The sequence below is a fragment of the Microvirga mediterraneensis genome (genome assembly GCF_013520865.1).
In the GTDB taxonomy this organism is placed as follows: domain Bacteria; phylum Pseudomonadota; class Alphaproteobacteria; order Rhizobiales; family Beijerinckiaceae; genus Microvirga; species Microvirga mediterraneensis.
Window position 1 is genome coordinate 2805547 of sequence record NZ_JACDXJ010000001.1, and the last position, 15426, is coordinate 2820972.

Genomic DNA, 15426 nt, shown 5'->3' on the forward strand with positions numbered 1-15426 from the left:
TTGTTTTGTCCTTACGATCCGCTCAGGACCGACTTGGCCTTGGACCACCAGCCGGCGCGCTTGGGGCGATTGGGATCTTCCGGGGTCAGGACGACCGCGACCGGCTCCGGCTCGGGAGCGACGGGAGCGGGCGGCGGAACGGGGGCTTCTGCCACCGGATGGGACGGCGTGACGATCGGCTCGTTTCCGGCGGCTTGCTGCGGCTCCAGGGTCTCGGAGCCTGCCTCTGCCGGGGCGGCTTCGGTCGGAGCCGGAGCAGCCTGAACCTCGTCGGGAGCGACGAAACCCTCTTCGAGGGCGAATTCCTCGGCCGTCTCGTCACGGCCACGCCCGCGACCGCCGCGGCGCCCGCGACGACGGCGACGTCCGCCACGGGATTCCTCGTCCGTCTCGCCGGCTTCGGCGGCAGGAGCTTCGGCTCCGGAAGCCCCGACCTCGGCCTCCTCCTCGTCGGATTCGCCCTCGGCCTCTCCGGCTTCCACGCCTTCCTCGCCCTGGGCTTCACCAGCAAAGCCGTCCCGGTCGCGACCACGGCGGCGGCGGCGGCGGCGGCGGCGGCGTCCACCGCCTTCGCCGTCCTCGCCGCGCTCTTCGCTGCCTTGTGTCTCCTCGGCGGCTTCATCCTCGGCCTCGGCCTCGATCTCCTCGACGGGTTCGTCGATGGCAATCGCGTCGATCTGGATGCCGGTCGCGGCCGACTTGTGCTCGAGCTTGAGGGCGGGTTCGCCACGCTCGATGGCATAGGTCGTCGTGCCGTGGAGGCTGTCGTCGGCCACGATGGAAATCGCCACGCCGAAACGCATCTCCAGGTCACGCAGGTGGATGCGCTTCTGGTTCAGGATGTAGAAGGCTGCCTCCATCCGGGTGCGGACGACGAGGTTGTAGCCTGAATTCTTGATGAGGGTTTCCTCGATCGAGCGCAGCACCTGGAGGGCCACCGACGGCGTCGAGCGCACGAAGCCGGTGCCGGCGCAATGCGGGCAGGGGATCGAGGAGGATTCCAGCACGCCGGTGCGGATTCGCTGGCGCGACATTTCAAGGAGCCCGAACGGCGAGATGCGGCCCACCTGGATGCGGGCGCGGTCGTTCTTCAGGCACTCGTTGAGCTTCTTCTCGACGGCGCGGTTATTGCGCTTCTCCTCCATGTCGATGAAGTCGATCACCACGAGGCCGGCGAGATCGCGCAGGCGGAGCTGGCGGGCGATTTCCTCGGCCGCTTCGAGGTTCGTGCGCAGCGCCGTGTCCTCGATGTTGTGCTCGCGGGTCGAACGGCCGGAGTTCACGTCGATCGAAACGAGGGCTTCCGTCGGGTTGATGACGAGATAGCCGCCCGATTTCAGGGTCACCACGTTCGAGAACATGGCATCGAGCTGGGCCTCGACGCCGAATTTCGCGAAGAGAGGCTGAGGATCGCGGTAGGGCTGGACCAGCTTCGAATGGCTCGGCATGAGCATCCGCATGAAGTCCTTGGCCTCGCGATAGCCCTCCTCACCGGCGACCATCACGTCGTCGATGTCCTTGTTGTAGAGGTCGCGGATCGCGCGCTTGATGAGGGAGCCTTCCTCGTAGACGAGGGCGGGGGCCGCCGACTTGAGGGTCAGCTCGCGCACGCTCTCCCACAGGCGCATCAGGTATTCGTAGTCGCGCTTGATCTCGGGCTTGGTGCGCGAGGCGCCGGCCGTGCGCAGGATGATGCCCATTCCCTCGGGCACCTCCAGCTCCTGGGCGATTTCCTTCAGGCGCTTGCGGTCGGCCGCGTTGGTGATCTTGCGGGAGATGCCGCCGCCCCGGCCCGTGTTGGGCATGAGCACGGAATAGCGGCCGGCAAGCGACAGGTAGGTGGTGAGCGCCGCGCCCTTGTTGCCGCGCTCTTCCTTCACGACCTGGACCAGCAGGATCTGGCGGCGCTTGATGACTTCCTGGATCTTGTACTGCTTGCGCGGCGCGCGCCGGCGCTGCGGCAGGTCCTCGATGGCGTCGTCTCCGCCGAGCTGCTCGACGATCTCGTGCTCTTCCACGTCGTGATCGTCTTCGTCCTCGTCGGCTTCCGTGTCGCCCTCGGGCGCCCGGGCCTCGGCACCGTGCGCGGCTTCGATTCCCTCCGGGGCTTCCACATGGGCCGAGCCCTCGATCGCCTCGACGGCGGCCTCCTCGGCGCCTTCGCCGGGAGCCTCGCCGTCGGCCATCACCAGGGGGACGGCATCCTGCGTGTCGGAGCCCGATGCCTCACCCTCTTCGCCTGCAGACTCGGTATGGGCCGAACCCTCGACCGCCTCGAGGGCACCCTCGGTTCCGGCTTCCGCTTCCGTCGAGACCACGGTCTCGTCGTTCTCGGCGCGACGCGGCGAGGACCGGCGGCGGCGACGGTTGCTGCGGCGTTCCTCCTCGCGCTCCTCCTCGGCCTGTGCCTCGGCCTCGGCCTCGAGCAACGCCTGACGGTCGGCGACGGGGATCTGATAATAATCGGGATGGATTTCGCTGAAAGCGAGGAACCCGTGGCGGTTTCCGCCGTATTCCACGAAGGCCGCCTGGAGCGACGGTTCGACCCGGGTGACCTTGGCGAGATAGATATTCCCGCGCAGCTGCTTCCGGTTAGCGGATTCGAAGTCGAATTCTTCGACCTTCTGACCGCGTACCACCACGACCCGGGTTTCTTCCGGGTGTGAGGCATCGATGAGCATCTTGTTTGCCATGTTGAACTCTCGACATGGCGATCGAGGGCAGGACCTGAGGCAGGGGCCGCATTGTGGGCGGATGGCCGCGCCGCCAAGAAGGACGGCGGGCTGAAATTGCGTTCGGAGTGCTGTCGATCGCCATCGTGCGCCGCGTCGGGGCGCATTCTGGGTTGAATTGGGCCGGCTCTGGGCCGGAAAGGGTGAAGCCAGGGCGTGCGCGGGTTGAGACGCGCGATTCGAACGGTGCAGAAACGAAGGTCAGAACTGACTTCGTGTGCGCAACCATTCGACACGGCCCTTTCGTACTAGATATCGATGAGCCGAAACTCGGTCATCGGCGGGTGACGACAAGCGTCGCCATATGGTCCTGTCCGTGAGCCTGTCGAGGGTGACGGGTCTCCTGGAGGATCGGTCAAGACAACCGTCTCCTCCGGATCCGCCGTCAGATTCGGCCATGCCGAACGGGATTAAGATCATTACAGAGCGATTGGGGCATTTGGCAAGATCCCGTGTCACTGTGCTATGAATGCAACAGAGTGTCAGTATTCCAGCATGCGACGTGAGGTTCCGTTAACCACGAGGCGTCTATCAGTATAGGAAGGACGCTAGACAGCTCAGCGATACCAATGCCCGTTTTTCCCTTCACCCGCCTTGCCCGCGCGTGCCTCGTGGTGGCCCTTGTGGCCGCGTGGACCGGTCATGCCCATGCGGCTGGAGAGGGGGCGAAGGCCGGCTCTCCCACCATCGCGGCCGCCGTTGCGGTCGAGGCGGAGGGGGCGAAAACTCGTTTTAAGGTTACCTTGTCGAAACCCGTGATGGCGCAGGTCTCCCTGATGGAGCGCCCGGACCGGGTCATCATCGACCTGCCCGAGGTTGCCTTCCATCTCCCGCAGGAGGCGGGGCGCGGCAGGGAAGGCCTCATCGCCTCCTACCGCTACGGCCTTTTCGCTCCGGGCCGCTCCCGGGTGGTGATGGAACTGACGCAGCCTGCCGTGGTCTCGGGGATGACCACCGCGCCCGATGCCACGGGCGCGGCGACGATCCTGACCATCGAGCTGTCCCGCGCCGAGCGGGAGGAGTTCCACAAGGCGGCTGTTGACAGCGCGGCCGTCACCAAGGAGGCCTCGTCCGCGCCTGCGGTTCAGGGGCCCAAGGACGCCCGCCCGGTCATCGTGATCGACCCCGGTCATGGCGGAATCGACCCGGGGGCCAACGCCTCCTCGGGCAATGTCTATGAGAAGGATCTGGTCCTGGCCTTCGCCCAGAGACTCAAGAGGAAGCTGGAAGAGGCCGGCCGCTACAGGATCGTCATGACCCGCGACGAGGACGTGTTCGTCTCCCTCGGCGACCGGGTGCGGGCTGCCCGCGGGGTCCAGGCCGATCTTTTCATCTCCGTCCATGCGGATTCGATCTCCGGCGGCCAGGAGGTGAGGGGGCTGACGGTCTATACCGGGGCCGAACGGGCCTCGGACGCCGATTCCGCCCGCCTCGCCGACCGCGAAAACAAGGCGGATGCGGTGGCCGGCGTCGAATCGCGCGATATTCCCGATGACGTGTCGGACATCCTGATGGAGCTGACGCTCCGGGAAACGCGGGGCTTTTCCCACGGCTTCGCCAGCCGTCTCGTGGGCGAGTTCGATTCCGTTGCCCGGCTCAACAAGAATCCTCACCGTCAGGCCCGTTTCCAGGTGCTGCGGGCGCACGACGTGCCGTCCGTCCTGGTCGAACTCGGCTATCTGTCGAGCCAAAAAGACCTGGACCTGTTGATGTCGGAGGACTGGCGCGCCAAAATGGTCTCGGCCATGTCGGTCGCGGTGGATCGCTTTTTCGCCGCGCGGTTTGCCCGCAGGGGCGCTGCCGCAGTTTTACCATAGAGAGAGTGTGGATACCCCATAGCGGGGGCGCGATTCATCGGGTAACGAGGATGCGCGTTTCAAGATCTGCATAAACAGGCGCCATGGGCGCCGTCATGGAATACCATCGGATGCGCTTCGTCCTACGATTTTTCGGCTTCCTCTTCAGCGTCGGAGCGATCTTCTTCCTGATCGGCGCCGTGGGGCTCGCCTATGGATTCTGGTTCTATTCGAAGGACCTGCCGGATCACGCCCAGCTGGCCAATTACGAGCCTCCGGTGATGACCCGCATCCATGCGGCGGACGGTAGCTTGATTGCCGAATATGCCCGTGAGCGCCGCCTCTACGTACCGATCCAGGCCGTCCCCAAGCTCGTGATCGGGGCCTTCCTCTCGGCCGAGGACAAGAACTTCTACAAGCATGTCGGCGTCGATCCCGAGGGGCTCGTCCGTGCCGTCGTGGCCAACCTCCGCTCCGGCGGAGCCAGGGAGCAGGGCGCTTCGACCATCACCCAGCAGGTCGCCAAGAACTTCCTCGTCGGCAACGAGCGGAGCTACGAGCGCAAGATACGCGAGGCGCTGATCGCGCTGCGCATGGAATCGACCTTCTCCAAGGACAAGATCCTCGAGCTCTATCTCAACGAGATCTTCCTCGGCACCCTGACCCCGGGCCGTAACCTGCACGGCATCGCGGCCGCGGCGCTCGATTATTTCGGCAAGTCCATCCACGAACTGACCATCGCGGAGGCCGCCTACATCGCCGCCCTGCCCAAGGGGCCGAACAATTATCATCCCTTCCGCCAGCGCAAGGCCGCCATCGATCGCCGGAACTGGGTGATCGACCGCATGGCCGCCAACGGCTACATCTCCAAACAGGACGCGGAGGCGGCCCAGAAGGAGCCCCTCAACGTCAAGCCGCGCGTGGTCTCCCCGAACAGCATCGCGTCGGGCTACTTCGCCGAGGGCGTGCGCCGGGACATCGCCGAGCGCTACGGCGAGGAAACCCTCTACGAGGGCGGCCTGCTCATCCGGTCGACACTCGATCCCAAGATGCAGGCCATGGCCCGCAAGGCCCTGGTCGACGGTCTCGTGCGCTTCGACGAGGCGCGCGGCTGGCGCGGATCCCAGCAGAAGATCGACCTCGCGGGTCGCGAATGGGGCCAGGCCCTCGCGGAAGTGTCGTCGCTCGGCGATGTGCAGCCCTGGCGTCTGGCCGTGGTGCTGGAAGTGGCCGGAGGGCGTGCGAAGATCGGCCTGCAGCCCAAGCGCGAGGCGTCCGGTCAGGTCGGCAAGGACCGCGAGACCGGCCTCGTGACGGCCGATGGCGCAAAATGGACCCGCCGGCCCGTCGAGCGCGCCGTTTCCGTGGGCGATGTGGTCTATGTGGAGCCCCTGGCCGACAAGCCGGGCCAGTTCCGCCTGCGCCAGATCCCGGAAATTTCGGGCGCCATCGTGGCCATGGATCCCAATACGGGCCGCGTTCACGCCATGGTGGGCGGCTTCTCCTACGACCAGAGCGAGTTCAACCGGGCCGTCCAGGCCATGCGCCAGCCGGGCTCCTCGTTCAAGCCGATCGTCTACGCGACCGCCCTCGATAACGGCTACACGCCGTCGAACCAGATCATGGATTCGCCCTTCGTGCTCGACATGGGGCCGGGGCAGGCAGCCTGGGCGCCGTCCAACTACGACGGCAAGTCGGGCGGCCTGCGGACCCTGCGCTACGGCATCGAGCATTCCAAGAACCTGATGACGGTGCGCCTCGCCAACGAGGTCGGCATGCCGGCCATCTCGGAATATGCCCGTCGCTTCGGCGTCTATGACGACTTGCTGCCGCTGCTCTCCATGTCGCTCGGCGCCGGCGAGACCACGGTCATGCGCATGACGGCGGCCTATTCCATGTTCGCCAATGGCGGCCGCCGCATCAAGCCGACCCTGATCGACCAGATTCAGGACCGCAACGGCCGGACCCTCTATCGCCACGACGACCGCAAATGCAACGGCTGCGACGCGGAGAAGTGGGATGGCGCCGCCGCTCCCAAGCTGACCGAGACCCGCGAACAGGTGCTCGACCCGCTGACCGCCTACCAGATCACCTCGATCCTCGAAGGCGTGGTCCAGCGCGGCACGGCCCAGTCCGTCAAGGCCGTCGGCAAGCCGCTCGCCGGCAAGACCGGCACCACCAACGACGCCAAGGACGTGTGGTTCGTCGGCTTCTCGCCCGATCTCGCCGTGGGCGTGTTCCTCGGCTACGACCAGCCGAAGTCGCTCGGCAGCGCGGCGACGGCGGGCCAGTACGCAGCGCCCGTCTTCCGCGACTTCATGCAGATGGCGCTCAAGGACAAGCCGGCGACGCCGTTCCGTGTTCCTGCTGGCATCAAGCTGATCCGCGTCAATGCCGCCACCGGCACCCGCGCGGGCGGCGAGGGCGGCGGCACCATCCTCGAGGCGTTCAAGCCGGGCCAGTCTCCGCCGGAATACGTGCCGCCGGAGCCTTCGGCGGACGAAGTCCCGCAGGCCGAGTATGCGCCGGCTCCTCCGCCAGGGGGGCAGCGGGCGGTGGGCGTGGGACCGGGCGGATTGTACTGAGCGGCTTTGCTCCCATATAGAAATCGCCCATCACACATGACAATCGACGACTGAGTCATTGGGCTCGAAAGTGCATTCCACTTTCGGGCTCGATGCTCTAAGACGCCACCATCACAGGCACGGACATAAGAGAACCCATGCGCGCCGAAATCCAACATCTCGTAGAAGAGACCAAGCAGTCAGTCGGGCTGCTGAGGAGGCATCTTTGACTGGGATACTGCCCAGCGACGCCTCGCGGAACTGAACGCCCAGGCCGAGGATCCCAACCTCTGGAACGATGCCGACGCCGCGCAGAAGATCATGCGCGAACGCACGTCGCTCGAGGATCAGATCTCGGCCGTGAAGCGCCTCGAGCAGGATCTCGAAGACGCCATCACGCTGATCGAACTCGGCGAGACGGAAGAGGACGAGGACACGGTCCGGGAGGGCGAGGAGACGATCCGCAGCCTTCAGGCCGAGGCGGCGCGCCGCCAGGTCGAGACCCTGCTTTCGGGCGAGGCGGATGCCAACGACACCTATGTGGAAGTGCATTCGGGCGCGGGCGGCACGGAAAGCCAGGACTGGGCCAACATGCTCCAGCGCATGTATGCCCGCTGGGCCGAGCGCCGGAAGTACAAGGTCGAGCTTCTCGAAATCACCGACGGTGAAGAGGCCGGAATCAAGAGCGCCACGCTCCTGATCAAGGGCCTCAATGCCTATGGCTGGCTCAAGACCGAGTCGGGCGTGCACCGGCTCGTGCGCATCTCGCCCTACGATTCCAATGCCCGCCGCCATACGAGCTTTGCATCGGTGTGGGTCTATCCGGTGGTGGACGACCGCATCAACATCGAGATCAAGGAATCGGACTGCCGCATCGACACGTTCCGGTCCTCGGGCGCCGGCGGTCAGCACGTGAACACCACCGACTCGGCGGTGCGCATCACGCACATTCCGAGCGGCATCGTCGTGGCCTGCCAGCAGGAGCGCTCCCAGCACAAGAACCGGGCGACCGCCTGGAACATGCTGCGCGCGCGCCTCTACGAGGCGGAGCTGAAGAAGCGTGAGGAGAAGGCCAACGCCGAGGCCGCCGCGAAGACGGATATCGGCTGGGGCCACCAGATCCGCTCCTACGTGCTGCAGCCCTACCAGATGGTGAAGGACCTGCGCACCGGCGCCCAATCGACGAGCCCGCAGGACGTGCTCGACGGCGACCTGGACCCCTTCATGGAAGCCTCGCTCGCCCAGCGCGTCTATGGCGGCGCCGCGGAGGTCGAGGATATCGACTAAAATGGAAAAGGGCCCACTCTATCGGGTGGGCCTTTCTCATGGCAGGCGCAAGACTCAAACGACCAGGAAGTCGGAGGCGTTGAGCGTCACCGTGCCCAGTAGCTTCGCGAAGCGCACGGCCGCTAGGGGACCGGTGCCGTCCGGGTCGTAGGAGAGGAATTGCTCCGCCGGATCGAAGAGAATCTTGTCGGTGGAATCCTGTGCGGCCGCTCCTTTTACAAACGCCTCATCTCTTAGGAGGCCTTTCGCGAGGGTGCTGAAGATTGCCGACGACAGGATGATCTTGTCCTGTTCATACTCATCGTACCATGCCTCCTGCGGGTTCTGGTTGAAGTCCGCGATCTGGTCGACGTCGTCGATTCCGCTGAATGGGGTGTCGAAGACGAATTGATCGCTGCCGTCGTTGCCGGTCAGAACATCGCTGCCCAGGCCTCCGTACAGCGTATCGTTGCCGTCCCCTCCTTTCAGGCTGTCGTTCCCGTCGTCGCCGTAAAGGACATCATTGCGCGACCCGCCGCTCAGGAGGTCGCTGCCGGCGCCTCCCTGCAGAACGTCGTCGCCATAGCTACCACTCAAGGTATCGTTGCCGGCTTCTCCCAGCAGGGCGTCGTCACCGTCCCCGCCGCTCAGGACATCGTTGCCGTCGCCGCCAAGGAGCGTGTCGTCACCGTCGAAGCTGTAGATCCTGTCGTCACCAGCTCCACCCTTGATGACGTCCTTGACGGCGACACCATAGATGACGTCCGCCTTGCTCTTGCCGATCTGAGTGAGGGTCTGCGCCGCCTTGCTCCAGCTCCATTTCGCGACTTGTTTTCCGTCCTTCGATGGGCTGCCGTAGAGCGCGCGGATTGCCTGGATGTCGAGGGCGCCGAGTCCGAGTGGCTGCATGTTGATGTCGGCTCCCGTGTAGCTCATCACGGTATGATTCACGTGATCGAGTTCCGACTTCAGCAATTGCTTGTTGTAGTCCATCCTGTGGAAAGGGTGCTTGAGACCGAGCGCATGGCCGATCTCATGGAGCAGGACATACAACTTGAACCCCTTGTTGCTTCCCAGTTCGGAACGGTAGTGCGCGTTCAGGTAGATGTTGCCGCCATCGTCGTCCCGGACGAGGCCCTCGTCGAAGTAGTCGCGCTCAAGCAGCGGGAATTCGGCCCAGCCGGAATGGTCCCCGTAATCCCATTGCCATTGAAACTTCAGCTCGGCATCCTCGCCCTTGACCTCGATGAAGCGAATGCCCGATGCATCGCCCCACATCTTCAGGGCCTTTCGCGCCAAGGACATGTCGCTGCTGCCGAACTTCGACGCGTTCCAGCGCGGGCCGTTGAACGTATAGGTCAGGAAAACAGGCGTCTTGGCGACCTTGAGGCCGGACAGAGCGTTCCAGCTCTGGCCCGAGAGAATGGCTTTGTAGTCCGGCATGAAGGAAACCTTGCAGCGTAGCGGGGGAACTGTTTCCTAATATTATTACGTATCTGTTCCGCGCTGCAAGGCCTGTCCGGTCAGGTGCCGAAAGCCTGCGCGGCCTTCAGCACCTCCTCCGCATGGCCCGGGACCTTCACCTTGTGCCAGACCTGGGCGATGTTGCCCTCGCGGTCGATCAGCACCGTGGTGCGCTCGACCCCCATGTACTTGCGGCCGTACATGCTCTTCTCGACCCAGACCCCGTAGGCTTCCAGCATGGTCTTGGCCTCGTCCGACGCGAGGGAGAAATCGAGGCCGTACTTGGCGCGGAACCTGTCGTGGCTCTTCATCGGATCCGGCGAGACGCCCACGATTTCCGTATCGGCAGCGGCGAAATCCGCCTTGAGGGCCTGGAAGTCCTTTGCCTCGATCGTGCAGCCGCTGGTATCGTCCTTGGGGTAGAAGTACAGCACGACCTTGCGGCCTTTCAGGCTGTCGAGGCTGATCTCCCGACCATCTGTCGCAGGCAGGGAGAAGGCCGGAGCTTTGGTTCCGATGGTAAGAGGCATGAGTCGCCTTCCTTTTGGCGGAATGTGCTGTTTGGAAACCTCTGGTGTGCACGACTGACGGGAACGGTCGCGGGAGCCACCTGAGGCGGTTAAGGTCTCTTCTCTGATTCCCCTATACGCGCCCAGGCGCAAGAACCGGATTGTCCAACGTCACAAGAATGAAGCGTCCATTTCGCACCACGTTGTCCCGGCAAGACCCGGTCAAACGGAGCCTACTCAAGCGCGTTCTTCGTGGCACTCTTTATGTGAAGCTTGGCCTCGTCGTCTTCCTGGTCGCCGCGTTCGGCCTGCTCTACCTGCGTCTTTCCGCAGCCCCCATGAGCTTCGGACGCCTGCCGGAGCGGGTTGCCGAAGCCCTCGCGTCCCGGATCGGGCCCGGCTGGAACGTGACGCTCCGAAACACCGCCATCGAGCTCCACGACGGCTCGCCGGCCTTGCGCGCGAACGGTCTCGATATCCGGGCGCCCGGCGGCGATCTCGTCCTGCGGGCGCCGTACGCGATCTTCAGCGTCAATCTCACGTCCCTTCTCACCGGCAACCTTCAGCCCAAGTCCATCACGGTCCGCGACCTGCAATTGCGGGTCCTCGTGAACCGGGACGGCTCGCTCGCCTTCTCGCCCGTCCAGACCGCCGAGGGCGAGGCGGCGGCTTCGCCCCCGCCCGTCGCGCCGGAGCCGTCCAAGGAAGCGGCGGCCTCCCTGGCGCGCGATGCCGATGGTCCTTCTCCCGTGTCGGGGGTCGTCGGATCGCTGCTTGAACTCATGGTCGGGCCGGGGAGCGTCCTCAATTCGCTCGGCCAGGCCGAGCTGACCAACGCGCGCCTCGTCTTCGTCGATGCGGATGGTCGGGAAAGGGCCAGGTTCCAGCGTGTCGACGCCACCTTCGACTGGACGGACAAGGGCGGACGGCAGTTCGCCGCGACGGTCGAAGGGGATCAGGGGCCCTGGGAGCTCAACGGCGACGCCGTCGTGGAGGGTGATGGGGCCTATCGCGCCGGCGTGGTCGCCAGGGAAGTGCCGATCAAGGACATTCTCCTCCTCGCCGGAGCCTCCGAGCTGCCGGCGAGCACCGATATCGAGTTCTCCGGCCGTTTCGACATCGCCTTTGCGGCGGGGCGGGTTACGGAGCTGAAGACGCGGCTCGAAAGCAATTCGGGCACGTTCCAGATCGAGGACAAGGACACGTCGCCCTTCCCGGTGGAGCACGCCACGATCGAGGCGCAGTGGAACGAGGCCGAGAAGGCCCTCGAACTCCAGCAACTCGACCTGAAGGGCGGCGATACGAAGCTGCGGCTCCAGGGGCGCCTGGCAACGCACAGCGCCGACAAGCCATGGCATCTCTCGCTCAGCGGGCGCGATCTCCAATGGTCCGGTGCGACACCGGGCGATCGCCCGCTTCAGGTGAGCGAGTTCGCCGCAGACCTGTCCGGCCCGGACGGCATCAAGATCAACAGCGTCACCCTGAAAGGTCCCGAGCTGTCGGCCCGCATCTCCGGTATTCTGGCGGCCTCCGCTGACCCGAAGGGCCTTCACCTGGATGTCCACGCCGACAGGACCAACATCCGGTCCGCGCTGCGCATCTGGCCCGAGGCGGTCGCCCCTCCGGTCCGGCGGTTCCTCGTGTCCAACCTGAAGGCGGGGATGCTGGACGCCATCGATCTCAAGGTGGCGATGAGTGGCGCGGACATCGCGAAGGCTGTCTCGGGCGGCCCGACGCCGCCCGAGTCCTTGAAGATCGATTTCACCATTTCCGACGGCACCCTCCAGGTCGCCGACGGCCTGCCGCCGATCTCCGGCATGAACGTGATCGGACGCGTGACCGGCAAGCAGGTCGGCGTACGCGCATCGACCGGGCTGGTCCAGATGGCGGAGGGCCACTCCCTGGCGGCCTCGGATGGAGCTTTCGTCCTCGACAATTACTGGGACGACAGGGCCCTGGCCCGCATCGATTTTCGCCTCGGCGGCGGAGCCGACGGATTGGGTGCCCTTCTGCTGGAGCCCCGCATCAAGGAAATCGCGGGCTTCAACATCGATCCCGCGACGATGAAGGGCAAGGCGGATCTGCGTGTCGGCATCGGGCTCCCCGTCAACGACATTCCGCCCTTCGCCGACCTGCCCCTGAAGGTCAGCGGAACGATCAATGATTTCGCCGTCGACAAGTTCTTCGGCAAGGACCGCCTGGAAGGCGCCAACCTGACGGTCGCCTACGACAAGGGCGAGCTCGCCGTCAAAGGCGAAGGCAAGCTCGCCGGAAGCCAGGCCGCCATCGATCTGCAGAAGAACCGGCAGGGCGGCCAGGCCAGCGTCGCGTTCTCCCTCGACGAAGCGGCCCGCAGCCGGCGAGGACTCTCCTTCGGCTCCCAGCTCACGGGAACGATCGGCCTGAAGGCTAGCCTGCCGCTCGGTGCCTCGGCTCCGTCGAACATCCTGGTCGAAGCGGATCTTGCCAAGGCCGGGGTCGATCAGCTGATCCCCGGCTGGGTGAAGCCGGTCGGTCGGCCGGGAAAGCTGGCCTTTACCATGGTCGAGGGGCCGTCCAACGAGATCCGGGATCTGGTTCTCGAGAGCGGCGCGGTGCAGTTGAAGGGCAATGCGGTTCTCACGAGCGAAGGCGGCTTGGAAAGGGCCGAACTCTCGACCTTCAAGCTCTCCCCGGGCGACGACATGCGCGCCCAGGTCGAGCGCGCCAACAACGTCTACAAGGTCGCGATCCGAGGCAATGTGGGCGATGCCCGTCCCTTCGTAAAAGGCGGCGCGACGGGCTCCGCCGCGTCCGGCCGGAATGCGGCCGCCCAGAAGGACGGTAAGGATTTCGACCTCGATCTCAACCTGAACATTCTGACCGGCTATAACGAGGAGGCGATCACCAACGCGGTGATCAAGGCCTCCGTGCGCAAGGACAACCTGCGCCAGCTCGATATGAAGGGGCGGCTCGGCGCCACCGACGTCATCGGGCGAACCATGCCGGATGCCGGCAACCAGGTCGTGATCCTGCAGGCGGAAGATGCCGGCGCGCTCCTGCGCTTCACCGATGTGTACCGACGCATGTCTGGCGGCGACCTCATCCTCCAGCTCGCCACCGGCGACGGCCCGCAGGCCGGGCATGTGATCCTCCACTCGTTCGCCCTCGTCAACGAACCGGCCCTTCGCCGGATCATCCCGACCCAGACGCAGATCGTTGCCGGACAGGACCGGGCCGGCAATCCGCAGGCGGTGCGCGTGGACGTGAACGAGGTGCAGTTCACCAAGGCCCGGCTCGAATTCACCCGCAATTCCGGCCGGCTCGATTTCAAGGACGCTGCCATCTGGGGCAACCAGATCGGGTTTACGCTCGGCGGCTTCATCGATTACGCCCGCGACCGGCTCGATATCGCCGGCACCTTCGTGCCCGCTTATGGCCTCAACAACGTCTTCGCCCAGGTGCCGCTCTTCGGGCCGCTCTTGGGCGGGGGCCAGTACGAGGGATTGTTCGCGGTCAATTTCCGCCTGAACGGACAGGCGAGTTCGCCGTCCCTCACGGTCAATCCGCTCTCGGCCGTCGCCCCCGGCTTCCTGCGCAAGCTCTTCGGCGTGGGAGCGGATCCACAGACCGGCTCGCTGCCGACTGTGCCGGAGCGTTAGGGCTTCGAGCGCAGACGAAACGGGGCAGGGCTTGCCATTTGTCATCACCGGCCTCGTGCCGGTGATCTCGCTTCCCTAGAGCGCGGTGCTTCACACAATCGAGATGGCCGGGCACAAGGTCGGCCATGACGTTGGGGGGCGCTCAGACGGCGCGCAGGAGGACGTGCTTCTTCTTGCCGAAGGACAGCTTGATCACGCCTTCGCTCGTCAGGTCGGACAGGCTCAGCGTGGCGCGTTCGTCCGAGACCGTTTCGTCGTTCACCTTCAGGCCGCCGCTCTTCACCTGGCGGCGCGCTTCGCTCGATGACGGCACGAGCTTCGCGTAATCGGGGCCGAAGGCCGTCAGCACGCCGAGTCCGTCCTGCAGGATTCCTGACTGCACTTCGACGGTCGGCAGGCTCTCGGCCAGCGCGCCCTGCTCGAAGGTCTTCTGTGCCGTCTCGGCGGCGAGCAGCGCGGCCTCGCGGCCATGGAGGAGGGCCGTGGCTTCCGTCGCCAGCACCTTCTTCGCCTCATTGATCTCCGCGCCCTGGAGGGCCGAGAGCTTGGCGATCTCTTCCAACGGCAGGATGGTGAAGAGCTTCAGGAAGCGCCCGACATCCGCGTCCTCGGTGTTGCGCCAGAACTGCCAATAATCGTAGGGGCTCAGCATGTCGGCGTTGAGCCAGACGGCTCCGGATGCCGTCTTGCCCATCTTGGCGCCGGAAGCCGTCGTCAGGAGCGGACAGGTGACCGCGTAGAGCTGCGGCGTGCCGAGGCGGCGGCCGAGATCGATGCCGTTGACGATGTTGCCCCACTGGTCCGAGCCGCCCATCTGCAGCACGCAGCCGTAACGCTTGTTGAGCTCAACGAAGTCGTAGGCCTGGAGGATCATGTAGTTGAATTCCAGGAACGACAGCTCGTGCTCCCGGTCGAGGCGCAGCTTCACGCTGTCGAAGGACAGCATGCGGTTGACCGAGAAATGCCGGCCTACGTCGCGCAGGAACTCGATGTAGTTGAGCTTGGTCAGCCACTCGGCATTGTCGACCATCATCGCGTCGGACTTGCCGTCGCCGAACGAGATGAAGCGCGAGAAGACGGTCCTGATGCTCTCCTTGTTGCCCTCGATCTGTTCGACGGTCAGGAGCTTGCGGCTCTCGTCCTTGCCCGAGGGGTCGCCCACTCGGGTCGTGCCGCCGCCCATGAGCGTGATCGGCCTGCCGGCGCCCGTCTTCTGGAGCCAGTGCAGCATCATGATGGAGAGCAGGTGGCCCACATGGAGCGACGGGCCCGTGCAGTCGTACCCGACATAGGTCGTCAGCCGGTTCTCGAGGGCGGCCGCGTCCACTCCGTCGAAATCGGACGTCTGGTGGATGAAGCCCCGCTCAGTGAGGACTTTGAGGAATTCTGATCGGGGCGCGTTCATCGCGGCTCTCGTCTCTAATCGGTCGTCTCAAGGGAGCAGGAAGACCAAG

At 65.1% G+C, this 15426-nt stretch carries 8 protein-coding genes; 4 read left to right on the plus strand and 4 right to left on the minus strand.

Going from position 1 to position 15426, the window contains the following annotated elements; genetic code table 11:
- Nucleotides 1–11 precede the first annotated feature (11 nt).
- Nucleotides 12–2693, minus strand: coding sequence for an Rne/Rng family ribonuclease (locus H0S73_RS13275; protein WP_181052613.1), 2682 nt, complete (start codon nucleotides 2691–2693; stop codon nucleotides 12–14).
- Between the two features lie 608 nt (nucleotides 2694–3301).
- Here H0S73_RS13275 and H0S73_RS13280 point away from each other — a divergent pair.
- The 3 genes from H0S73_RS13280 (at nucleotide 3302) to prfB (ending at nucleotide 8379) form a co-directional block, all read left to right on the plus strand.
- A complete protein-coding gene (locus tag H0S73_RS13280; RefSeq protein WP_181052614.1) occupies nucleotides 3302–4549 on the plus strand; it encodes an N-acetylmuramoyl-L-alanine amidase in 1248 nt (415 codons plus the stop codon).
- A gap of 110 nt (nucleotides 4550–4659) precedes the next feature.
- The gene (locus tag H0S73_RS13285; protein ID WP_181054331.1) at nucleotides 4660–7113 is read left to right on the plus strand and encodes a penicillin-binding protein 1A; all 2454 of its coding nucleotides are present in this window, start codon (nucleotides 4660–4662) and stop codon (nucleotides 7111–7113) included.
- A 137-nt stretch (nucleotides 7114–7250) separates the two neighbouring features.
- A protein-coding gene (gene prfB, locus H0S73_RS13290; RefSeq protein WP_181052615.1) for a peptide chain release factor 2 occupies nucleotides 7251–8379 on the plus strand; the annotation gives its coding sequence in 2 pieces (ribosomal slippage) (nucleotides 7251–7319 and nucleotides 7321–8379; 1128 coding nt in all).
- Between the two features lie 54 nt (nucleotides 8380–8433).
- On the opposite strand, the gene H0S73_RS13295 is transcribed toward prfB, so the two are convergent.
- Nucleotides 8434–9801: a matrixin family metalloprotease gene (locus tag H0S73_RS13295; RefSeq protein ID WP_181052616.1), complete on the minus strand. Its 1368-nt coding sequence runs from the start codon at nucleotides 9799–9801 to the stop codon at nucleotides 8434–8436.
- An 80-nt stretch (nucleotides 9802–9881) separates the two neighbouring features.
- The gene (gene bcp / locus H0S73_RS13300) at nucleotides 9882–10352 is read right to left on the minus strand and encodes a thioredoxin-dependent thiol peroxidase (RefSeq protein ID WP_181052617.1); all 471 of its coding nucleotides are present in this window, start codon (nucleotides 10350–10352) and stop codon (nucleotides 9882–9884) included.
- Between the two features lie 158 nt (nucleotides 10353–10510).
- Between bcp and H0S73_RS13305 the strand changes: the two genes are divergently transcribed.
- Complete coding sequence (locus H0S73_RS13305) at nucleotides 10511–13972, plus strand: YhdP family protein (RefSeq protein WP_181052618.1); 3462 nt, start codon at nucleotides 10511–10513, stop codon at nucleotides 13970–13972.
- A gap of 142 nt (nucleotides 13973–14114) precedes the next feature.
- Here H0S73_RS13305 and tyrS read toward each other — a convergent pair whose 3' ends face one another.
- Nucleotides 14115–15377: a tyrosine--tRNA ligase gene (gene tyrS, locus H0S73_RS13310; protein ID WP_181052619.1), complete on the minus strand. Its 1263-nt coding sequence runs from the start codon at nucleotides 15375–15377 to the stop codon at nucleotides 14115–14117.
- Nucleotides 15378–15426 lie beyond the last annotated feature (49 nt).

What these genes read in the sequence shown, in the direction of transcription:
- bcp (WP_181052617.1), bottom strand. Translation starts at nt 10,352, where the DNA reads ATGCCTCTTACCATCGGAACCAAAGCTCCGGCCTTCTCCCTGCCTGCG.
- H0S73_RS13275 (WP_181052613.1), bottom strand. Translation starts at nt 2,693, where the DNA reads ATGGCAAACAAGATGCTCATCGATGCCTCACACCCGGAAGAAACCCGG.
- H0S73_RS13280 (WP_181052614.1), top strand. Translation starts at nt 3,302, where the DNA reads ATGCCCGTTTTTCCCTTCACCCGCCTTGCCCGCGCGTGCCTCGTGGTG.
- H0S73_RS13305 (WP_181052618.1), top strand. Translation starts at nt 10,511, where the DNA reads ATGAAGCGTCCATTTCGCACCACGTTGTCCCGGCAAGACCCGGTCAAA.
- H0S73_RS13285 (WP_181054331.1), top strand. Translation starts at nt 4,660, where the DNA reads ATGCGCTTCGTCCTACGATTTTTCGGCTTCCTCTTCAGCGTCGGAGCG.
- H0S73_RS13295 (WP_181052616.1), bottom strand. Translation starts at nt 9,801, where the DNA reads ATGCCGGACTACAAAGCCATTCTCTCGGGCCAGAGCTGGAACGCTCTG.
- tyrS (WP_181052619.1), bottom strand. Translation starts at nt 15,377, where the DNA reads ATGAACGCGCCCCGATCAGAATTCCTCAAAGTCCTCACTGAGCGGGGC.